The sequence below is a fragment of the Streptomyces sp. NPDC002537 genome (assembly GCF_053594975.1).
Map to the genome: position 1 here is coordinate 1 of NZ_JBSFWT010000066.1, position 20,343 is coordinate 20,343.

A 20,343-nucleotide genomic window follows, 5' to 3' on the forward strand; every position below is an offset into this window, starting at 1 on the left:
GGTCCCGGGGCTGACGCCCCGGGCCCCGCAACACGGCTTCGCCGCGTTGTCCTCAAACGCCGGACGGGCTGGATTTGCGGACCGTGGTTCTTGTCCTGCGGCCCGCAGGCTTGCGGACCGCAGGTTGCGGACTACGCCAGCAAAATCAGCCCGTCCGGCGTTTGAGGACGCGGCCGCAGGCCGCCCCCGCCGCAGGCGGCAAGACGACCCGCAGCCGATATCCGGGACACGCCCCCGCAGGGAGCCCGCCCCCGCCGCAGGCAGCAAACCGGCCCGCAAGCGGCGACGGCGCCGTGCCCGGAGTCCCGTGCCCCCGTCCGGCGCGAGGACACCCGACATCTGGACACTTTTCCTTCGCCGTTCGTTCACCGAACACCCCCTCCCTAACGGCATCCTGACGGGCGACGATTACCAGCCGGTAAGTACGGGGCTGGAACGACGGAGTCAGGGGTGCGCGGCATGTCCGCATACAGCAGACGGCAGTTCTTCACCGGAGCTTCGGCCGCGGCGGCCGGTGCGGCGCTCGCGCTGGCCGACGGCCGGTTCGCGAGCGCGGCGGCGCGTGACCGCGCGGTGGCCGCCTCGGCGGCGCGAGCCGTCCGCATCGGCGGCACCACCCTGGAGCAGGTGGCCACGCCCACGGGCAGCGGCCCGTACAAGCGCCTGCGTTCCGGGCCGGGCTGGCCCCTCGTCGTCCGCACCGACCTCGCCCCGGCGGCCGCGGCGCGCGACGACCGGCGCACCGCGCTGGCCTCCTTCGTGCAGTTCACCGATCTGCACCTGGCCGACACCGAGTCGCCGGTGCGGTTCGAGTTCCTCGCCCCGTACAACGACAGCGCGCACCGCCCCCAGGAGGTGCTGACCGTCCGGGGCGCCTCCTCGCTCGTGGAGCGGGTGAACTCGCTGGCGGGCGGCCCGTGGACGGGGCGGCCGTTCTCCCTGGTCATGGCGACCGGCGACAACACCGACAACCACGAGCTGATCGAACTCGACTGGTACCTCTCCGTCATGAGCGGCGGCTCCGTCACCCCCAACAGCGGTGACCCCAGGCGCTACGAGGGCGTGCAGAACTCGGGCAACGCGGAGTTCTGGCACCCGGAGTCGTCCTTCCGGGACTCCTACAAGGCCCGGGGCTTCCCCGAGGTCCCCCGCTTCCTGTCCGCCGCGGGCGGCTCGTTCACCGCGCCGGGGCTGCGCGCCCCGTGGTACTCGACGGTCGGCAACCACGACGACAGCATCGAGGGAACCCTCCCGGACCTCGGTCTGCTCCGCTCCCTCTACACCGGCGACCGCAAGCTGGAGGGCTGCGACAACGCCGAGGCGGCCCGGCTGGCCGAAGCGCTGCGGAAGAATCCCGCGGACGCCATCGCCCGGCTCGCGCATCTGCTGGAGAACGGCGGACCGGTCCGCCGCGTGACCCCCGACCCGCGGCGCGCCCCGTTCACGCCGAAGGAGTTCGCGGCGGCCCACCTGAACCCGAAGTACACCGGCCCCGGCCCGGTGGGCCACGGCTTCACCGCGTCGGCGGCCGACAGCGGGCGGCTGTACTACACCTTCCCCATGGCGGACGGCGTGACCGGCATCAGCCTGGACACCACCAACCCGGCCGGTTTCGCCGACGGTTCCCTGGGAACGGCGCAGCTCACCTGGCTGGAGTCGGCGCTGAAGTCCCGCAGCGGCCACTGGTACGACGCCGACGGCCGTGTCGTGAAGGGCGGCGGCTCCGGCGAGCTGGTGGTGGTGTTCAGCCACCACACCAGCGCGACCATGGGCAACCTGCTGCCGGACCCGCACCACCCGTTCGAGAAGCGGCACGACGGCAACGCCCTCGTCGCGCTGCTCCAGCGGTTCCCGAACGTCGTCGCCTGGGTCAACGGCCACACGCACGAGAACCGGATCCTGGCCCATGGCCACGCGGTGCCCGAGCGCGCCTTCTGGGAGATCAACACCGCGTCGCACGTCGACTTCCCGCAGCACGCCCGGATCATCGAGATCGCGGACAACGGCGACGGCACGCTGTCCCTGTTCACCACCCTGGTGGAGTCGGCGGCCCCGTACGCGACGGACTTCGGCGACACCTCGGACGCCGGGCTCGCGGCGCTCTACCGCGAGCTGTCGTACAACGACCCGTACGCCACTCCGGCCAAGAAGCTCGGCGCGCCGGCCGACCACAACACCGAGTTGCTGCTGACGAGGCCCCGCTCTTGAAAGGGCAAATAGTGCATGGGGCAGGGATGCCTGACATCCGCCCTGGACAAGGGTTTTACTGGCTTATGGAAGGAATCACCCCATAAGCCCACCATGGGCTTCACCGAGGAAAGGCGAGGTGAAGCATCGTGAAGGCCACCACAAAGGCGTACCGCCTCCGTACCGCCGCGATCGCGGCCGGGTGTGCCGCCTTGCTCGCGGGTGGCGCCGGGGTCGCGGCCGCCGTACCGGCCGGCTCCCCCGGCATCACCGTCGCGAGCGCGTCCGTGCAGAAGCCGCAGCCGAAGGCGTCCCTCACCATCAAGGCGAGCGCGAAGTCGGTCAAGGCCGGGCAGGACGTCACACTCACCGGCAGGACCAAGGGCCTCCCGATAGGCAGCAAGCTCGTCGTGCAGCACATGAACAAGGGCAAGTGGACCACGCTCCACAGCAGCACCACCGTGAAGCACGGCAGCAGCTACAACGTGAAGGTCAAGCTCGCGAAGAAGGGCACGGAGAAGCTGCGGGTCGCCCACGACAAGACCGTCTCCCCGACCGTCACCGTCATGGTCCACTGACCCGGGAACCCTTCCGGAAAAAGAGTCGCCGACTGAGGACGGGAAGAACCACCCCGGCAGATCGGGTAATATTTCTTCCGCGCCGCTAGCTCAGTTGGCTAGAGCGGCTGACTCTTAATCAGCAGGTCCGGGGTTCGAGTCCCTGGTGGCGCACGGATCGAAGGCCCTCACTCCGGTGGGGGCCTTCGTCGTTCCCCCTCCGCCCCGGGCTCAGGGGACGCTGAAGACGAGGACCGCGTTCTGCCCGCCGAAGCCGAAGGAGTTGCTCACCACGGCGGCCGGCCGCAGCCGCCGGGGCACCCCTCGGACGACGTCGAGGCCGATCTCCGGGTCCGGGTGGTCCAGGTTCGCGGTGGGCGGGACGAGCCGGTGCTGGAGGGTCAGCACCGCGCAGGCGGCCTCGATGCCGCCGGAGCCGCCGGCCGCGTGCCCGAGGGCGCCCTTGACCGCGGTGACGGGCGGCGGGTCGCGGAACACCCGGGCCAGGGCCCGGTATTCAGTGAGGTCGTTCATCCTCGTGCCGGTGCCGTGCGCGTTCACGTGGCCGATGTCCCCGGGCGCCATCCCGGCGTCGGCCAGGGCGGCGCGCAGCGCGTCCGCCGCGCCCCGCCCCTCCGGGTGCGGCGCGACCGTGTGGTGGGCGTCGCACGACGCCCCGTACCCCCGCAGCACGGCCCGCGCGCGGACGCCCCGGGCCCGTGCGTGCGCGGGGCGTTCGAGCACGAGCACCCCGGCGCCCTCGCCGAGGACGAAGCCGTCGCGGTCCCGGTCGAACGGCCGTGAGGCGCCCGCCGGATCGTGGCCGCGTACGGACAGGGCACGCATCTGGTGGAAGCCGACGGCGGTGGCACGGGCGCACAGCGACTCGCTGCCGCCGGCGACGGCGATGTCGCATCTGCCCGCGCGCACCAGGTCGCGGGCCACCCCGAGCGCCGTGGCCCCGGAGGCGCATGCGGTGGAGACGGCCAGGTTGGGCCCCCGGGCGCCGAGGTCGATACCGACCTCGCCCGCGGGCATGTTGGGGATGCTCCGCATGATCGCCATGGGCGAGACGCGGTCGGGGCGGCCCGCCGCGATCAGGGCGAACTCCCGGTCGTAGTGCTCCGTGCACGCGCTGCTCGCCCCGATCACCACGGCCACGCGCAGCGGGTCCCACGCGGTGGTGTCCAGTCCGGCGTCCGCGACCGCCTCGCGGGCGGCGGCGACCGCCATCGCGCTGAACCGGTCGAGCCGGACGGCCAGTCGGCGCCCCAGCGCGGTGACCGCGTCGAAGTCGCTCCGGCAGGAGAAGTCGACGGGCAGCCCGGCGAGCCGGGGGTCGGGGGCGGCGCGGCTCTCTCCGGTGAGCAGCCCGTGCCAGGTGGCGGTGGTGCCGACCCCGGCCGGGGTGACGAGTCCGAGGCCGGTGACGGCCACCTCGTCCTCGCTCACGGTCCGGCGGCTTCCGGTGTGCCCGCCGCGTCCAGCAGGGCCGCGGCCTCGGCTAGGGTCAGGCCGGCCAGGTTCTCCAGCGGGAGCGGGGCCTCGGTGTGTCCGTCCATGGCCACGGCGAGCTCCACCACGGCCATGGAGTCCAGGGCCAGCTCCCCGAACGTGCGGTCCGGGGCGAGCCGTTCGGGGTCGATGCCGATCCGGGTGACGAGGGCTTCGGTCAGGGTCTCGTACGTGCTGCTCATCGCCGTCCTTCGCAGTCGGTTCTCACAGAGGGTGCCGCGCCGGGCCGGTCGCGCGGAAGGGGTGCGGGGGCGTGCGCACGCCGTGTGCGGTACGGAGCAGCGCCGTGCGCGGCAGCGGTGCGCGGCCGGGGTACGGTCGTCGACGGCGCGTTCGGCGAGTGCGGCCAGGCTCCGCCGGTCGGGCGCCGCGTGGGGCGGGAGGGGCGGCAGCACGATCACTTCGGCGGTCAGTCCGCGCGTCGCGACGACGTTGCGCAGGGACTCCGCCGCGCTCATGGGCCCTACGAAGGCGGCGGCGGTCGTGGCCGGTCCGGCGGCGCGGTAGCGGAGGAGGACCGGGCGTACGGCCGCGCCCGCGTCGAGCGCGGCCTGGAACGCGGCGGGGCGGTAGGGGCCGCTCGCGGCGCCGCACCAGGTGGTGCCCTCGGGGAAGACCGCGACGGCCTCGCCGGCGCGCAGCGCCGCGGTGATGCGGCGGACGCTGTCGGGCAGGGTGGACAGCCGGTCCCGGTCGACGGGGATGCTGCGGCCGACGGCGGCGAACCAGCCGATCACCGGCCATCTCAGCAGGTCGGCCCGTGCCACCAGGCGTACGGGCAGCGCGGCGGGGAGCAGGACGGCGTCGAGCCAGGACGTGTGGTTGCCGACGACCAGCGGCGCGACGGGAGTCGTGGGCAGGTCCGTGCCGCGCGCGGTCCAGTGGACGCCCACGGCCCGCAGAACCGCCCGCATGAACCAGCGGTAGGCGCGGGCCGAGGCCCGGTGGCCCGCGAGCATCGTGAGGGCCAGCCAGGGGAATTGGGCGAGCAGCAGCAGGAACACGCCGATCCGCAGGGCCTGTCGGACACGCCCGGCGGGCCGCGGTCCGGTCGGCAGGCAGCCGCGTCCGCACGGGGAGGCGGGCCGCCAGGGTCCGGCGGCCGCGGCCGGCCGGCCCGTCATCCGCCCAGCCTCCGCAGCAGGCGGAGGTAGTCGGGGTGGACCCGGTCCAGGGAGAGGAGGACGAAGAGGTCTGCGGCGTCGAACTCGGCGTCGAAGGCCGGTGGGCCGCACACCCAGGCGCCCAGGCGCAGATAGCCGCGCAGCAGTGGGGGGAGCGCGCTGTCGGCGGCTTCCGGGGCGGTGTGGTGGGTCCAGGGGACGCGGGGGCTGACCCGGTGGGCCGGGGGCGCGTAGTGGTGGTCGCGCGTCGTGCGCCAGGCGGCGGCCGCTCTGGTGCCGCCGTCGTCGAGGGGGATGGAGGCGCAGCCGCACAGCCAGCTAAGTTGACGTTCCGTCAGGTAGGTCAGGATGGCGGACCACAGGGCGATCATCACGGTGCCGTTGCGGTGGCCGGGGTGCACGCACGCGCGCCCGGCCTCCGCCAGGCCGTCGCGGATCGGCGCGAGCGCGCCCAGGTCGAACTCGCCGTCGGCATAGAGTTCTTGGGCGGCTCGCGGCGGCAGCAGTCGGTAGGTTCCCGCCAGTTCGCCGGTGCGCGTCTCATGGACGACGAGGTGGTCGCAGAGTTCGTCGAAGGCGTCCGCGTCACGGCCGTCCGCCGCGGTGACGGCACCCGCCCCGAACTCCTCGGTGAAGACGGCGTGCCGGAGCCGCTGGGCGGCGTGCACGCCCGGCTCGTCGGTGGCGAGGGTGACCTCGTAGGCGCGGGGGGAAGCGGCGCTCCCCGTGCGGGCGAGGACTCGTGATCCGGTCATCGGGGTCGTCCTCCGGGTCGTCGGCCCGTGTGCGCGGCGACCCGGAGGACCGCCTGCCGGGGCAAACTGCCCAGCCCGTCCGGCGGTGTACGTCCCGTCCGCCGTTCTCCGGCTGAACATGTTGTGAAGGAGTGGAGGTGGCGGGTCCGGCCGGGCTCACCGCGGGGTGTGGAACAGCGTGTCCAGGAAGCGGCCGCGGAAGACGCCCGCGGGGTCGTGGCGGTCGAGGGTGGCGACGGCGTCGTCCCAGCGCGCGCCGGCGGGCTGGCCCTCGCGGAAGGCGTCCGGCCAGGCCCTCGCGAGCAGCGGCGCGTCGGTCCAGGCGCCGTCCGGCCCGTAGGCCCAGCCCTTGGACCACTCGGGGCGGACCGCCGACCAGCCGGTGAAGTGGGTGACCATCCACTGTTCCAGGTCGCGGTGGAAGGCCGACTCCCCCGGTGTGCCGGAGAACGTGATGGAGTTCAGCCAGACGACGGTGTCCCACTCGGGGTGGTCGGGCCGGGGCCGGGCCGGGGAGAGCAGCGGGCCGTCGGGGGCGGGCGCGTCGACCCCGGTGATCCGCACCTCGACGGGGCCGTTGACGGGGTACTCCCCCCGTGCCCGGCAGGTGTCGAGCAACTGCTGGTAGCGGGACCAGAAACCGTGCAGCACCCGCTGGACGTCCGCCCGCGCGCAGAGCACCACCCAGCCCGCGAAGACGGAACGCAGCGTGGTGGGCCGCACATAGAGGACGGTGTTCTTCGACCAGCCCCACAGGTCCCAGGTGGCCGTCGTGGTCAGCCCCAGCCTGATGCCCTGTTCAAGCGCCTTGGTGTAGAGGGGAGTCACGGCACCGGCGCCTTGGATGACCTCGCGGGCGAGCTTCGACACCGGTTCGGGCACGTTGTCGTAGAAGGTGTACGGGTACGGGGCGTCGACCTGGCGGGACGCGGCGGGCCGTCGCGGTTCCTCGGTCCAGAGCTTCAGCCAGGGCCGGTCGGCGTAAGGCAGCCACAGCACCTCGGCCCGGCCCGCGTCCGCCAGGTGCCGGTCGAGGGTCCGGCCGGAGCTGCCGGGTGGGCCGAAGAGCTCCTGGACGGGGACGTCGAGGCTGCTGACGCAGCGCAGCCGGACGTTCGCCGGGACGCGCAGGGTGGCCTCGGTGACGAACGCCCTGCCGAGGTGCAGCAGGAACGCCGCCGTGTCGGGCTCGGAGCGGTGGAAGGTGCGCAGCCCGTACCGCTCCGCCGCGTGGTCCCAGACCACGGCGGTGAGCGACTCGACGAGGTCGCTGACGGTGGACGAGAAGGCGTGCGCGCCTTCAGTACCGTGCGCGCCTCTGGTACCGCGCCCGGCTCCCGTGCCGTGCCCGCCGATGGCGAGGGCGCCGCCGACGGTCAGGTCGCCGATGGAGGGGACGCAGGTGAGGCCGTATCCGGCGGCTTCCAGCGCGGAGTGCACCGCGTCCAGGGTCGTGCCCGCCTGCGCGGTGACGGCCGGGGCGGTGCCGTGCCGCAGGGCGATCCCGGTGAGGTGTTCCGTGGTGTCGACCAGGACGAGCCGGCCGGTGTCCTCGCCCCGGCGGGCGAGCACGGGCGACCAGGTGTGGCAGGCTCCCTTGGCGCGCAGCCGCCAGCCCTGACCGCGCGCCCAGTCGGCGAGCGTGACGACGTCGGCGGGCGACGCGGGGAACGCGGTCCAGACGGCTTCCAGGGCGACCTCTCCGGACCAGTTGCGGAACGCCTGTCTGGCGAGGCGGATGCCCGGCGGGAAGGACGGCGGGGTGCCCGGTTCCGCGGCTCGTGCGTCGACGCGGAAGGCGGGTGTCCAGGACCCGGCCGTCGCCGCGGCGGCGGCCATGGTGAGCACCCGGCGGCGGCCGGGGCCGGGTGGCGTGACGGTGTTCCTGTCGGCCACTGGTGTCGCCCTCTCTGCCGCGGTCGGCCACGGCGTTCTCCGTACTACGGCACTACGGCACTACGGCACTACGGCGTCTTGTAGAGCGGGCCCGGGGCGCCGGAGGCGGCGGGCACCTGGATGACGGGCACCGGCTTGTTGTGCGGCCAGCCGCCGGAGGCGTCGTCGAAGCTGAGCTCGCCGCCGGCGGCGAAGACGGGGCGCATCTGGCCCGCCCCCGGAGCCGGTCGGCCTTGGGCCGGACAGATGTTGTTGACGGCGGTCAACTACCCGGCCTTGAAAGGCCGGGCTTGCAGTACGGGCATCACTGGCTGTGATACTGACGTCCGCGTCCAGCACCCTATGCGGGTGCAGGGGCGTGTGACTCCGCCCCGCGTCGCCACAACTCCCACGCACGGGCGCGGATGTTGCGGGAGGCATTGCGATCGGCGTGATCAACGAATCCGCACGACCGGCATACGAACTTGGCCTGGCAGGCCCGGTTCGCCTTGTCGATATGGCCACACTCCGCGCACATGCGGGAGGTGTGAGCGGGGCCAACGAACAAGACGGGGACACCGGCCCGCTTGGCCTTGTACTCCACGAACCGTCCGAGCTGGGCAAAGGGCCAGGAATGCAGCACGACCCGTTGGGGCTTCCTCAGCCGTACCCGCGTGCGGATACCGGCAAGGTCTTCCATGCCGATCCCGCGCCCGGTGCGTTCAGCCACGGTCACGATGCGCTTGGCGATGATGTGGTTGGCCTCCGTGGCCTTACGGGATTCCTTGCGACGCTGCCGCTTCAGGACCCGCTTCGCGGACTTGGTGCCCTTCTTCTGGAGCTTCGCCCGCAAGGCAAGCTGACGCTTGCGGTACCGGTTCAGCCTGCGTCCGGCATGGATCTTTCCGTCCGACGTAGTAGCGATATTGACAATACCGAGATCCACTCCTAGAAAATCCACGGGCTCGATCCGCGCGGCCTCGGGCACCTCGCATGTGGCGATCAAGAACCACATGCCGTCCCGATGGACAAGATCCGACTCGCCCTTACGATACTCGGCGAGCGTCTTGCGGGCCTGCTCAGAGCAGACGAACCGCACGCCCCGCAGGCGCCCGCCGGTGGTCCAGACCGACACCGTCCCGGCGTCGTGCTGCCAGGACAGACACCGATCGTCGTACGGCTGTGCCGCATCGGCCCGGAAGCCGATGGGCTTGGACTCCGCCTTGATCCGGCGCCTGGAGTCTGCCTTGCCCAGGTTTCCAGCCCGGAGGTTCGCCCGTAAAGCGGTGTAGGCGTCGGCGACCTTCCGCAGGACGTGCAGCGCGGGCTGAGCCGACAGCCCCCGCGCCTTCAGGTCCGAATAGGCAAAGCCCTGCAACGCTTTACGGGACGTCGCACCCCGCTCATGCGCCTGGCCTGACAGCCAGTTCGCCGCGTCATTGCAGGCGCGCAGAGTACGTTCGAGTGCCAACGCCTCTTCACGTGTCGGCAAGAGCTTCACCTGCACGACGATCTTCACCCCGGCAGCCTAGCGTGCGTCTATGTCATCACACTGGGGAACTCCGACATCCGAGGAGGCCGTAATGTTGTCCACGCCCTCCGTACCCACTTGGTTTTGCCCTGCAGTACCGGCACAGAGTCTTCACTGGCCCGATCATCACCCGCCGCGAAGAGGTCATACGCCAGGCCTGCGAATACGTCGGAGCTCAGCTACTGGGACTCGGGGGACTCAGGCGCCTGTCCCAGCAACGGCGAGGGGCCGGAGGCCGACCCTCCGGGGGTCGGAGTGCAGGGCCAGGTCCTGGAACATCGAGCCGATGGTGAGGTTGAGTTCGGGGCTGCCGCCGGGCAGCCGGTTGCGGGGGTCGCCCGCCAGCCACAGCGCGGTCACCAGGACCGTCAGGGCCCGGTGCGTGCCGAAGGAGCGCGGGGCGAGTCCGGCGGCGAGCCGGTCCACGCGGAGGGTCGCCGTCTGTTCGGGCACGACGGGTTCGCGCAGGGGCGCGGCGGTGACCGCGTAGAGCTCGTACAGCCAGGCTTCGGTGTCGGGCAGGCCGAGCAGGCCGTGGGCGAGGTGGTCGACGACGTCGTCGAGGCGGCCGCGGGCCAGCGCGTGGTACATGACATCGAGGGGGTGGCCGTGCAACTGGTGCCAGGTCTGGAGGTGTTCGTGGGTCTCGTCCCACCGGTCGGGTCTGCCGGCCAGCTTCTGGAGCAGCAACAGGCGTAGCCACGGGTGGAGTTCGGGGCGCGCCGGCAGGGGACGCGGGTGGGCGTGTTCCAGGTAGCCGGATCCGCGGCCGCCGCGTGCGCCCGCGTCCTGGGGCACGGGGTCGACGAGCCAGAGCCGGGTGCCCATCAGTCCGGCGAGGGTGTTGCGTGTGTGGATGGAGAAGGTGTCGGGCAGTCCGGCGTCGCAGGCGGAGTCGAAGGCGCGGGCGACGGAGCAGGCGACGAGGGCGGCGCGCTGATCGTCCGTCAGCCCCTGGAGGAGGTCGAGCAGGACGGCGTGGCCCAGTGGCAGCGCGTCTCCGGCCGAGGGTGCGGGCAGGGAGAGGATGCCGCGGAGCGTGGCCTCGTGGTCGTCGCGCCCGGCCGTCCGGGCCGCCTCGTCGAGCAGCCGGGTCACGCTCCACGGGTGGCCGCACGTCAGCCGGTGCACCAGCGCGGGCGCCTCGGGCAGCCGCGCGGCGACCCCGGCGCCGAGCTGGGCGACCTCGCCCTGGGTGAGGTCGCGGAGCTGTACGCAGTACCAGCGCCAGGAGCGGTCCGGGGGCGGCTCGGGGACGGACCGCGCCCAGTCGGTGTACGAGACCCGTTCGGGCGGGTGGACGCGGACCCCGGCCGGGCCGCGGGCGAACGGGCCGGGGACCCGGGCGGTGTCGGACGCGGTGGCGACGACGAGCAGCGGGTCGGTGGCGGTGTCCGCGTCCCGGAGCTGGAGCAGCAGGTCGAGGAACTCGCGGCCGCCGTCGGCGTCGATGTTGTCCAGCAGGACGACGCAGTTGCGGTCGCGCCGGCGGCGGGCGTACTCGCCGCGCAGGTCGGCGAGGAACGCCTGGCACAGCCGCCGGTCGACGGCGTCCCGGTCGGCGGCCGCCTCGCTCTTGCTCAGCTGGTTGAGGGCGACGAGTTCGTCGAGCGGGGTGTGGGGGCCCGCGTACCAGGAGAAGCCGGTGCGCCGGGACACGCCGAGCGGGAGCCGGGGCGGCTGCCGGATCAGCCCGGCGAGCAGGCCGACGCCGGGGATCTGGACGAGGTTGAGGTCCTGCAGGAGCCCGGCGACGTCGGCGACGCGCTCGGCGGCCAGCGTGTGCTCCTGCGCGTCCTGCAGCGCGAGCCGCAGTTGGCCGCCCGCCCTCCGGGCGTTGTTGGCGTCCAGGGAGAGGGCGGGGTCCACGACGAGGAGCCCCAGGGTGAGCCGGGGGAAGCGGAGCGCGGGCTGGCGGGGGAAGCGGTGCGAGAGCCGTAGGCGAGCCGCCCGGCGACCTCGTGGGGTCTCCGGCGGGCGGCCGAGCCGAAGTCGTAGAAGGCGTGGGGGCGGTGGGAGCCCAGATAGCCGAGCCAGGCCAGGGCGGTGGTCTTGCCGCTGCCGCGCGTGCCGACGAGGGTCACCACGGGGAGGCCGTGCGGGTCCCGCGCCCCGCGCCCGTCCTGCACCCGGGTGCGGCACTCCTGGTACAGCGCTTCGACGCCCTGGATGCCCACGGGCGGTCTCTGTGGTTCCGGCACTCCGCTCAGCCTCCCCCTCAGGCGCGGCGCCCCGCCGACTTGTCAGAGCATGGTGCCACGGGGGTGCGGCTTCCGCGCCGTGCAGAGGGTGACCAACGGCAAGAGGGAGCGGCCGTTCCGGCGGGTGTCCGCCGCGCGCAGGAAGTCCGCCGCGGTGAGCGCGGTCGCCCAGCCGAGGGGCAGCAGTCCGGCGGCGCGCAGCATGGCGTCGACCTCGCGGTGGGTGTGCATGCGGGCCCGCTTCCCGGCCGCCGCGAAGACCGCCCGCAGCCAGCCGGCGGCGAAGTGGTCGGCGACGAGGAGGGTGCCCCCGGGGCGCAGGACGCGCCGGGCCTCGGCGAGACCCCGCGGCCGGTCCGCCCAGTGGTGGAAGGAGAGCGTGCTGAGCACCAGGTCGAAGGAGGCATCGGCGAAGGGGAGTTGCTCGGCGCGCCCTCCGGCGTGGGCCTCCCCGGGCCGGGCGTGGGCGCGGGCGATGCGGAGCATGGACGGTGCGGGGTCGATGCCGACGAGGGCGGCCCGGGGGAACCGGTGCCGGGCCGCGCGCAGCAGCGTCCCGGTGCCGCAGCCGATGTCCAGAACGGCCGCGGGACTCGGCTCGGCGGCCGCCGCGTGGCGCAGCAGCGCGCGCTGGGCGGGGCGGAAGTAGCGCTTCTGGAGCGGGCTGCGGTCGTAGGTGGCGGCCCATGACTCGAACTGCGCGATGTCCCGGCTCACTTGCCCCCCGTCGTCGGGTCCGTCCATTCCCCGCCCCGCCCCTTCCCGAAACCTGGGCCGCAGGCCCCGGGACCCCGGCGGGAGCGGCCTGCGGCCGCGTCCTCAATCGCCGGACGGGCTGGTTCCACGGACCGTGCCCTTGAGCCCGCGGGCCTGACCCGCACTCTCACTCCCTCAGTGCGCGAAATTCAGCCCGTCCGGCGTTTGAGGACAAACGGCGCAGCCGCTTTGGGGGTCCGGGGTCTCCCCCGGCTCGGGAAAGAGATCGGGAGAGAGAGGGGCCGGGAAAGCCCGCCGCAGGCGCCCGGCGCTCCCACTCCCGCGGTCAGCGGAAGGCCTTCGCCAGCGCCTCCGTCAGCCACCCGATCCAGAAGGTTTCCAGTTCGATGCCTCCCCGCAGCACCAGATGCCGCAACCGGTCCTCCTCGCCCTCCGCCCCCGCCGGGAAATCCCGTTCCTCGATCGCCTGGTATTCCGCCAACTGGGCCCGGTGCATGGCCAGATGGCGTCGGAGCTCGTCGGCGAGTCCCTCCGCCCCGACCACCCCCGCCGCGCGCACCCGCAGCAGCAGCGGGTCCCGTACCGGCCGCGGGTCCTCGGCGAGGGACACCCATGCGGTCAGCGCTTCGCGCCCCGCGGGCAGGACCTCGTACTCCTTCTTCTGCCCGCGGGTCGGCCGTGCGGTCGGCAGGGCGCGGATGAGGCCGTTCTCCTCCAGTTTGCCCAGCTCGCGGTAGATCTGCTGGTGCGTGGCCGACCAGAAGTAGCCGATGGACTTGTCGAAGCGCCGGGTCAGTTCCAGCCCTGACGACGGTTTTTCGAGCAGCGCGGTGAGGATGGCGTGCGGCAGGGACATGGCGTGATCCTATCGCCGGGGCCCGGCGCGGCTCAGAGGGCCGCGGCGAGCTCCGTGCCCTGGCGTACGGCCCGTTTGGCGTCGAGTTCGGCGGCGACGTCGGCTCCGCCGATGAGGTGGACGGTGTGTCCGGCGGCCCGCAGCTCCTCGTAGAGGCCGCGGCGCGGCTCCTGTCCGGCGCAGAGGACGACGGTGTCGACGGGGAGGGTCGTGGCGGTGCCGTCGACGGTGATGTGCAGCCCCTCGTCGTCGATGCGGTCGTAGGTGACACCGGCGGTCATGGTGACGCCCCGGTGCCTGAGTTCGGTGCGGTGGATCCAGCCGGTGGTCTTGCCGAGATCCGCGCCGACCTTGGAGGTCTTGCGCTGGAGGAGGTGGACGGTGCGCGGTGGCTTCGGCCGCTCGGGTGCGCGCAGCCCGCCGGGCGCGCGGTAGTCGGTGTCGACGCCCCAGGCGCGGAAGTACGCCTCCGGGTCGAGGCTCGCCCCGTCGCCCGGGTCGGTGAGGAAGGCGGCGACGTCGAAGCCTATGCCGCCCGCGCCGATGATCGCGACGCGTTCGCCGACCTCGGCGCCGTCACGGAGGACGTCGAGGTAGCTGACGACACTGGGGTGGCCGATGCCGTCGACGGCGGGCGTCCGGGGGGTGACTCCGGTGGCGACGACGATCTCGTCGTACGTGCCCGGGGCGAACGTGTCTGCGGTCACAGGGGTGTTGAGCCGTACGTCGACGCCCTGTCGCGCGAGCTGGACCCGGAAGTAGCGCAGGGTCTCGTCGAACTCCTCCTTGCCGGGGATCTTGTTGGCGATGTCGAGCTGGCCGCCGATGTCGGCCGCGGCGTCGAAGAGGGTCACCGCGTGGCCGCGTTCGGCGGCGGTCACGGCGAAGGCGAGGCCCGCCGGCCCCGCGCCGACGACGGCGAGGCGCTTGCGCAGCCGGGTGGGTGCGAGGACGAGCTCGGTCTCGTGGCAGGCCCGGGGGTTGACGAGGCAGGAGGTGATCCTGCCGCTGAAGGTGTGGTCGAGGCAGGCCTGGTTGCAGCCGATGCAGGTGTTGATGGTGTCGGCGCTCCCCCGGCTCGCCTTGCGGACGAAGTCGGGGTCGGCGAGGAAGGGCCGTGCCATGGACACCATGTCGGCGTATCCGTCGGCGAGGAGTTGTTCGGCCTTCTCGGGGGTGTTGATGCGGTTGGTGGTGATGAGCGGGACCGAGACCGCGCCCATGAGCTTCCTGGTGACCCAGGTGTAGGCGCCGCGCGGCACGGAGGTGGCGATGGTGGGGATGCGGGCCTCGTGCCAGCCGATGCCGGTGTTGATGAGGGTGGCGCCCGCCGCCTCGATCTCCTTGGCGAGGGCGATCACCTCGTCCAGGGTGGAACCACCGGGTATCAGGTCGAGCATGGAGAGCCGGTAGATCAGGATGAACTCGGGGCCGACGCGTTCGCGGACGCGGCGGACGATCTCGACGGGGAAGCGGACGCGGTTCTCGTAGGAGCCGCCCCAGCGGTCGGTGCGGTGGTTGGTGGCGGGCGCGATGAACTCGTTGATCAGATAGCCCTCGGAGCCCATGATCTCGACGCCGTCGTAGCCCGCGTGCCGGGCGAGGGCGGCGGCGCGCACGAAGTCCTCGACGGTCCGCTCGACCTCGTCGTCGGTGAGGGCGTGCGGGACGTGCGCGGAGATGGGCGCCTGGAGCGCGCTGGGTGCCACGAGATCCGTGTGGTGTGCATACCGGCCGAAGTGCAGGAGCTGCAGCGCGATCCGTCCGCCCTCGCGGTGCACGGCTTCTGTCACGGTCCGGTGCCGTTCGGCCTCGGACTCGGTGGTCAGCGCGGCGCCGCCCGACCAGGGGCGCCCGGCGTCGTTGGGGGCGATGCCGCCGGTGACGATCAGACCGACGCCGCCGCGCGCCCGCTCGGCGTAGAACGCGGCCATCCGCTCGAAGCCGCGCTCCGCCTCCTCGAGGCCGACGTGCATCGATCCCATCACCACACGGTTCGGCAGGGTGGTGAACCCGAGGTCGAGCGGGCTGAGGAGGTGCGGGTAGTGACTCACGGCGGTGCCCCTTCGCGTCGCGCCACGTCCGGTGGCTGCCACGAGGCTACGGTCCCCCACTCATTTTTGCAACAAGTTGCATAACGGGCTGCGGCCGGTTCGTCACCCTTGGCTCAATACTCCCTCTCCCCATGATCCCGGCGGACGGCTAGCGTGCCTCGGCGCGGGGGCCAGTCGGTCGGCCAGGGGGCTCACTGAAAATGTTCTACTTCGCTTTCAGGTGCGTGGTGTTGATACCGCTCCTGCGGTGGCTGTTCAGGCCGCGGGTGCAAGGGATGGAGCACCTGCCGGAAACGGGTGCGGCGATCATCGCGGGGAACCATCTGTCGTTCGCCGACCACTTCATGATGCCCACCATGGTGAAACGCCGGATCTCCTTCCTGGCGAAGATGGAGTACTTCACCGGGCGGGGCCTCAAGGGCCGGTTCTCGGCGACGTTCTTCCGCGCGCTCGGGGCGATCCCGGTGGACCGCTCGGGCAAGGAGGCGGCACAGGCCGCCGTCGACACGGGCCTGCGCGTGCTGGCGCGGGGCGAGCTGCTGGGCATCTACCCGGAGGGGACCCGCTCGCACGACGGACGGCTCTACAAGGGCCGGGTCGGCGTGGCGGCCATGGCGCTCCGGTCGGGGGCGCCCGTGATCCCGTGCGCGATGATCGGCACGTTCGAGGCGCAGCCGACCGGGCGGCGGCTCCCCCGCCTGGTGCCCATCACGATCCGCTTCGGGGCCCCGCTGGACTTCTCCCGCTACGCGGGGATGGAGGACCAGCGCGCGGTGCTGCGGGCCGTCACGGACGAGATCATGTACGCGATCCTCAAGCTGTCGGAGCAGGAGTACGTGGACACGTACGCGACGGACGCCCGGGCGGCACTCAAGGCCGTCCACCCGCCCACCGACACCCCTGCCCGCCCGGGGAGTTCACGCCCGCGGCTCGCTCCGGGCAGCAACCACCCGGCGGCCGCCTGACCCGGGCCCGCATACGACGTGACCCGCGCCGCGAGGTGCGGGCCACACCGCGTAGCCCAATTTCAGCAGCCGCGATCGTGTTCTCGCCGACATTCCCCACAGCGCACGACATAGTGACGTAAATCGCTGTCGGGAATGAACGAAAAGGCGGCCTGAGTGTTCAGCAATCGCACACGTCGCACCAATGGCTCCGTACCTTTCGGCGCATCCGACAAATTCCAGTACTTGGAGGCGCGGTCGGCCTCGGACCCCAGCTGCTGGCAGATCTCCCTCGCGGCCAGACTGACCGGGGTTCCCCCCACGCGCGGCGAACTCGAGGAGCTCTTCACCGATGCCGTCGCCCGGGTGCCCGTCCTCGGTTACCGGGTCGTGGGAAAGGGCCGGAGGGCACGGTTCGAACCGGCTCCGGATCTCGATGTGTCCCGCCATGTCGAGGAGATCGACGTCCCCGCCGGCCGGCCGGCCGCGCAATGCGCGCTGGAGGCCTTGGCGCGCCCTCTGCCGACGGACCGGCCGCCGTGGAGCGTGCAGTTGATCCGCGGGTACGGCCCGGACGAATATCTGCTGGCCTACCGGGTCGCGCACATCCTCCAGGACGGCATGGGCGTCGCGCGGACACTGGCGGCCGTCCTCTCGGGGGCCCGGCTGCCGCACCCGGCTCCGCGTCCCGCACCGGCGGTCCCGTCACCGCGGGCCGTGCGGCGCGCGGCGCGTTGCCTGCCGCACCTCTTCGGGCGTACGGCACGCTGGCTGCCCCCGCGCTCCGCCACCGCGCGAGGGCGGGTGCTGCGCACCGTCACCCTGGACCGGTCCCTGTTCGACGACATCACCCGCCGCACCGGGGCCACCACCGCGCAGATCGGTCTCGCCGCCCTCGCCGGCGCGCTGCGGGCCTGGACACCCGAGCACTGGTGCGGGACGGCCGGCCGAGGACAGCGCCGTGGACTGCGCTTCTACATGCCGGTCAGTCTGCGCCCGCACGAGGACCGGTCCGCGTTCGGCACCGCGGTCGGCATCATGCCCCTCACGCTCCCCTGCGCCGAGCCGTCTCCGGAACGCCGGCTGGACATCCTTGCCCGCGACATGGGATTCGGCACGCTGTATCAGGTCCGGCAGGTCCTCGACTGTCTCTTGCGGATGCCGCGCCCGTTCTCGTCGGTTCTCTACCGGTCGTTGCGCGCGTTCTGGCCGCGCCGCCTGGGCGTGACCATCGTTTCCATGGAAGCGTACGGAGCCGGACTCGATATCGTCGAACTGGTACCGGTACCGTCCCCGCAGAATCGCTCCCCGATCGTCTGCGCCTTTGTATTGGAGCGCACGCGGGTCACGGCGTCCTTCAATGCCGAGGCGGCCATCGAGGGCACGGAACGACTTCCCGGACTGCTCGCGGAAGCCCTGGCCGAATTGCACGACCAGGGCTGCGATGCGTCAGGACCGGCAGAGGATCAGCACCGTGTTGTGGCCGCCGAAGCCGAATGAGTTGCTGGCCACCACGTCCATCCGGCACGGCCGGGGGACCTTGGTGACCACGTCGAGGTCGATCTCCGGGTCGAGGCGGTCGAGGTTGGCGGTGGGCGGGATCAACTGGTGACGCAACGTCAGAACACTGAGCGCCGCCTCGATGGCCCCCGCCGCGCCGAGCGTGTGCCCGGTGACGCCCTTGGCCGAGGTGACCGGGGGCGGGTGGCCGTCGAAGATACGGCTCAAGGTCGCGCCTTCGATGCGGTCGTTCATCGGGGTCGCGGTGCCGTGGGCGTTGATGTGGCCGATGTCGGCGGGCTCCAGGCGGGCGTCGGCCAGTGCGGCCCTGAAGGCCCTTTCGATGCCGAGCCCTTCGGGGTGCGCGGCGGCGTAGTGGTGGCCGTCGGTGGAGCTGCCGTATCCGCAGAAGTAGGCGTGCGGCGGGACGCGGCGGGCCCGCGCGTCCGTCGCGCGTTCCAGGACGAGGATGCCCGCGCCTTCGGCGAGGACGAATCCGTCACGGTCGGCGTCGAAGGGACGGCTCGCGCCCTGCGGGTCGTGCACGCGGGAGGACAGCGCGCCCATCTGGGAGAAGGAGAGGGACGTGAGCGGGTGGCACGGCGCCTCGGCGCCGCCCGCCAGCACGATGTCGCAGCGGTCGGCCAGCAGCAGGTCCCGGGCGACACCCAGGGCGGTCGCCCCGGAGGCGCAGGCGGTGGTCACCGCCATGCTCGGGCCGTGGGCCCGCAGCGCGATGCAGATCTCGGCGGCTGCGGCGTTGGCCATCGAACGGGGCACGGTCAGCGGGGAGATGGCCGCGTAGGCGTGCTCGGCGAACTTCCGGACGGCCGGAACGGTGGTGTCCTTGCTCTCCGTACCGACGCCGATGACCACGCCCACCCGCGCCCCGTTCCAGACACCGGGGTCCAGCCGGGCGTCCGCGACCGCCTGGTGGGCGGCGGCCAGTGCCAGACGTGTGAAGCGGTCCATGCGCCATACGTCGCCCCCGAGAAGGGACTTGGCGTCGAAGTCCGGCACGCGGCAGCTCAGCGGTACGGGGACGTCACCGAGCGCCGGGTCGGGAGCGGCCGTGGAGGTGCCGGAGCACACCCCTCGCCAGGTGGCTCCGACGTCCGTTCCGGCCGGGGTCAGGAGCCCCAGGCCGGTGATGGCGATGTCGTTCATACCGGGGACACCGGGGAGTCGGCGGCCGGGCGCGGGCCCTGGTCCGGCACGGGCCGGGCGGGCTGGGCCCGTTCCACGGCGGCGACGGCCTCGCCGAAGGTGGTCAGCAGTGACTTCAGCGCGGCGTCGTCCATGGGTACGCGCAGGCCCAGTTCGTCCTGGAGGACGCACATCAGCTCCACCACGCCCAGGGAGTCCAGGCCCAGATCCTCCAGGGTGCTGTCGGGCCGGACGGCGTCCTCGGGGATGTTGAAGTGCTGGATCAGGCTGTCTTTGATGGGTTCGTAGAGGGAAGTCATCGGTTGTCGCCCGCCGGGCACGCTCGGAGTTCGGTCACGGGCGGCAAGCTAGCAACCGCCTTGTACGGATTCAGGGCTCCCGCGCCGCTTAAGTGACTACCTTTGATAGTTTATGAGCGGATTTCATCCGGACGATGCACGCACTCGCCGTCACCACGGGGAGCACCAGCGCCGGGCGGCGTACTCCACCGCCCGGTGCGAGCCGGCCGCCCCCAGGGCCACCCGCTTGACGTGGTCGCCCACCCGGTACGGGGTCAGCGCGTCGACGGCGGCCCCCGCCTTCGCCTTCGCCCCGACGACATAACGGGCCCTCGGGCGCTTGGCGGCGAGCGCGGCGTGGATCGCGCCGACGACCGGGTCCGGTCCGGGCGGCTCCGCGCCTCTCGTGCGCAGCTCCGCGGCCGCGGACCGGTACAGCCCGGCGAACGAGGACCGGCCCTCCGAGGCGAGCTTCTCCAGGCCGTCGGCGGCCCGGTCCCGGACGGCGCCCGCGTGCAGGCCCGCCTCGACGACGACCACGCGCACCCCGTCGGGCCCGGCCTCCATCCGCAGGGCGTCGTTCAGGGCCCCGAGGGCCGCCCTGCCCGCGCAGTACCAGCCCATGGCCGGTACGGAGACCCGTCCGGCGAGCGAGGAGACGTTGACGATCCGGCCGTCGCCCCGGCGGCGCATCGCGGGCAGCGCCAGCCGGGCGAGCCGGACGGGGGCCAGCACATCGGCCTCCAGAGACGCGCGCGCGACCACGTCGCCGATGTCCTCGACGGCCCCGGCCAGCGGGCTGCCCGCGTTGTTGACGAGGGCCCAGGGGCCGCCGTCGGTCCGCGCGGCGACCTCCGCGTACGCCTGCTCGCAGGAGTCCGGGTCGGTCACGTCGAGGAGCACCGTGCGCAGCGGCAGCCCGTACTCGTCGGCCGCCGCCCGCAGTTTCTCCGCCTCCTCCTCGGTGCGGGCCGCGGCGAACACCTCGTACCCCGCGGTGGCCAGCCGCAGGGCCGCTCCCATGCCCACCCCGCTCGTCGCACCGGTGACCATCACACTGCGTCCCATCAGCGCCTCCTTCG

Annotated in this window: 17 protein-coding genes and 1 tRNA gene; 5 read left to right on the forward strand and 13 right to left on the reverse strand. The window is 72.7% G+C overall.

Going from position 1 to position 20,343, the window contains the following annotated elements:
* Nucleotides 1–459: 459 nt before the first annotated feature.
* The 3 genes from ACWD4A_RS25665 (at nucleotide 460) to ACWD4A_RS25675 (ending at nucleotide 2,918) form a co-directional block, all read left to right on the forward strand.
* On the forward strand, nucleotides 460–2,208 hold the full coding sequence (locus ACWD4A_RS25665; RefSeq protein WP_451197500.1) for a TIGR03767 family metallophosphoesterase: 1,749 nt from the start codon (nucleotides 460–462) through the stop codon (nucleotides 2,206–2,208).
* A gap of 128 nt (nucleotides 2,209–2,336) precedes the next feature.
* On the forward strand, nucleotides 2,337–2,765 hold the full coding sequence (locus tag ACWD4A_RS25670; protein WP_451197502.1) for a hypothetical protein: 429 nt from the start codon (nucleotides 2,337–2,339) through the stop codon (nucleotides 2,763–2,765).
* A gap of 79 nt (nucleotides 2,766–2,844) precedes the next feature.
* A tRNA-Lys gene (locus ACWD4A_RS25675) sits at nucleotides 2,845–2,918 on the forward strand.
* A 57-nt stretch (nucleotides 2,919–2,975) separates the two neighbouring features.
* Here ACWD4A_RS25675 and ACWD4A_RS25680 read toward each other — a convergent pair.
* The 10 genes from ACWD4A_RS25680 to ACWD4A_RS25725 form a co-directional block, all read right to left on the reverse strand.
* Nucleotides 2,976–4,196 (reverse strand): beta-ketoacyl-[acyl-carrier-protein] synthase family protein, encoded by a 1,221-nt coding sequence (locus ACWD4A_RS25680; protein WP_451197503.1) that lies wholly within the window; start codon nucleotides 4,194–4,196, stop codon nucleotides 2,976–2,978.
* On the reverse strand, nucleotides 4,193–5,383 hold the full coding sequence (locus ACWD4A_RS25685; RefSeq protein WP_451197505.1) for a 1-acyl-sn-glycerol-3-phosphate acyltransferase: 1,191 nt from the start codon (nucleotides 5,381–5,383) through the stop codon (nucleotides 4,193–4,195). The genes ACWD4A_RS25680 and ACWD4A_RS25685 overlap by 4 nt, the downstream gene beginning before the upstream one ends.
* Complete coding sequence (locus ACWD4A_RS25690; RefSeq protein WP_451197506.1) at nucleotides 5,380–6,138, reverse strand: GNAT family N-acyltransferase; 759 nt, start codon at nucleotides 6,136–6,138, stop codon at nucleotides 5,380–5,382. Before ACWD4A_RS25690 ends, ACWD4A_RS25685 begins: the two co-directional genes overlap by 4 nt.
* Before the next feature lie 156 nt (nucleotides 6,139–6,294).
* On the reverse strand, nucleotides 6,295–8,034 hold the full coding sequence (locus ACWD4A_RS25695) for a cholesterol oxidase substrate-binding domain-containing protein (protein ID WP_451197508.1): 1,740 nt from the start codon (nucleotides 8,032–8,034) through the stop codon (nucleotides 6,295–6,297).
* 68 nt (nucleotides 8,035–8,102) lie between these two features.
* Complete coding sequence (locus ACWD4A_RS25700; protein ID WP_451197509.1) at nucleotides 8,103–8,300, reverse strand: hypothetical protein; 198 nt, start codon at nucleotides 8,298–8,300, stop codon at nucleotides 8,103–8,105.
* A 74-nt stretch (nucleotides 8,301–8,374) separates the two neighbouring features.
* Nucleotides 8,375–9,532, reverse strand: coding sequence for an RNA-guided endonuclease InsQ/TnpB family protein (locus ACWD4A_RS25705; protein WP_451197510.1), 1,158 nt, complete (start codon nucleotides 9,530–9,532; stop codon nucleotides 8,375–8,377).
* 210 nt (nucleotides 9,533–9,742) lie between these two features.
* Nucleotides 9,743–11,413: a hypothetical protein gene (locus tag ACWD4A_RS25710; protein ID WP_451197512.1), complete on the reverse strand. Its 1,671-nt coding sequence runs from the start codon at nucleotides 11,411–11,413 to the stop codon at nucleotides 9,743–9,745.
* Nucleotides 11,414–11,787: 374 nt separating this feature from the next.
* Nucleotides 11,788–12,489 carry a class I SAM-dependent methyltransferase gene (locus ACWD4A_RS25715; protein WP_451197514.1) on the reverse strand — a complete coding sequence of 234 codons (702 nt, stop codon included), beginning with the start codon at nucleotides 12,487–12,489 and terminating at the stop codon, nucleotides 11,788–11,790.
* Nucleotides 12,490–12,787: 298 nt separating this feature from the next.
* Nucleotides 12,788–13,318, reverse strand: a complete 531-nt coding sequence (locus ACWD4A_RS25720; protein WP_451197516.1) for a PadR family transcriptional regulator — start codon at nucleotides 13,316–13,318, stop codon at nucleotides 12,788–12,790.
* A 32-nt stretch (nucleotides 13,319–13,350) separates the two neighbouring features.
* Nucleotides 13,351–15,372 carry an oxidoreductase gene (locus tag ACWD4A_RS25725; RefSeq protein ID WP_451197517.1) on the reverse strand — a complete coding sequence of 674 codons (2,022 nt, stop codon included), beginning with the start codon at nucleotides 15,370–15,372 and terminating at the stop codon, nucleotides 13,351–13,353.
* 200 nt (nucleotides 15,373–15,572) lie between these two features.
* Between ACWD4A_RS25725 and ACWD4A_RS25730 the strand changes: the two genes are divergently transcribed.
* Entirely contained in the window at nucleotides 15,573–16,337 is a 765-nt protein-coding gene (locus tag ACWD4A_RS25730) for a lysophospholipid acyltransferase family protein (protein ID WP_451197519.1), read from the forward strand.
* 225 nt (nucleotides 16,338–16,562) lie between these two features.
* On the forward strand, nucleotides 16,563–17,816 hold the full coding sequence (locus ACWD4A_RS25735) for a wax ester/triacylglycerol synthase domain-containing protein (protein ID WP_451197520.1): 1,254 nt from the start codon (nucleotides 16,563–16,565) through the stop codon (nucleotides 17,814–17,816).
* Here ACWD4A_RS25735 and ACWD4A_RS25740 read toward each other — a convergent pair.
* The 3 genes from ACWD4A_RS25740 to ACWD4A_RS25750 all read right to left on the reverse strand — a co-directional run bounded on the left by ACWD4A_RS25740 (nucleotide 17,766) and on the right by ACWD4A_RS25750 (nucleotide 20,329).
* The gene (locus ACWD4A_RS25740; protein WP_451197521.1) at nucleotides 17,766–18,983 is read right to left on the reverse strand and encodes a beta-ketoacyl-[acyl-carrier-protein] synthase family protein; all 1,218 of its coding nucleotides are present in this window, start codon (nucleotides 18,981–18,983) and stop codon (nucleotides 17,766–17,768) included. The genes ACWD4A_RS25735 and ACWD4A_RS25740 overlap by 51 nt on opposite strands.
* Entirely contained in the window at nucleotides 18,980–19,282 is a 303-nt protein-coding gene (locus ACWD4A_RS25745; protein ID WP_451197522.1) for an acyl carrier protein, read from the reverse strand. Before ACWD4A_RS25745 ends, ACWD4A_RS25740 begins: the two co-directional genes overlap by 4 nt.
* A gap of 150 nt (nucleotides 19,283–19,432) precedes the next feature.
* Nucleotides 19,433–20,329, reverse strand: a complete 897-nt coding sequence (locus ACWD4A_RS25750; RefSeq protein ID WP_451197523.1) for an SDR family NAD(P)-dependent oxidoreductase — start codon at nucleotides 20,327–20,329, stop codon at nucleotides 19,433–19,435.
* Nucleotides 20,330–20,343: the final 14 nt, after the last annotated feature.

What these genes read in the sequence shown, in the direction of transcription:
- ACWD4A_RS25745 (WP_451197522.1), bottom strand. Translation starts at nt 19,282, where the DNA reads ATGACTTCCCTCTACGAACCCATCAAAGACAGCCTGATCCAGCACTTC.
- ACWD4A_RS25715 (WP_451197514.1), bottom strand. Translation starts at nt 12,489, where the DNA reads ATGGACGGACCCGACGACGGGGGGCAAGTGAGCCGGGACATCGCGCAG.
- ACWD4A_RS25720 (WP_451197516.1), bottom strand. Translation starts at nt 13,318, where the DNA reads ATGTCCCTGCCGCACGCCATCCTCACCGCGCTGCTCGAAAAACCGTCG.
- ACWD4A_RS25740 (WP_451197521.1), bottom strand. Translation starts at nt 18,983, where the DNA reads ATGAACGACATCGCCATCACCGGCCTGGGGCTCCTGACCCCGGCCGGA.
- ACWD4A_RS25685 (WP_451197505.1), bottom strand. Translation starts at nt 5,383, where the DNA reads ATGACGGGCCGGCCGGCCGCGGCCGCCGGACCCTGGCGGCCCGCCTCC.
- ACWD4A_RS25690 (WP_451197506.1), bottom strand. Translation starts at nt 6,138, where the DNA reads ATGACCGGATCACGAGTCCTCGCCCGCACGGGGAGCGCCGCTTCCCCC.
- ACWD4A_RS25750 (WP_451197523.1), bottom strand. Translation starts at nt 20,329, where the DNA reads ATGGGACGCAGTGTGATGGTCACCGGTGCGACGAGCGGGGTGGGCATG.
- ACWD4A_RS25665 (WP_451197500.1), top strand. Translation starts at nt 460, where the DNA reads ATGTCCGCATACAGCAGACGGCAGTTCTTCACCGGAGCTTCGGCCGCG.
- ACWD4A_RS25730 (WP_451197519.1), top strand. Translation starts at nt 15,573, where the DNA reads ATGTTCTACTTCGCTTTCAGGTGCGTGGTGTTGATACCGCTCCTGCGG.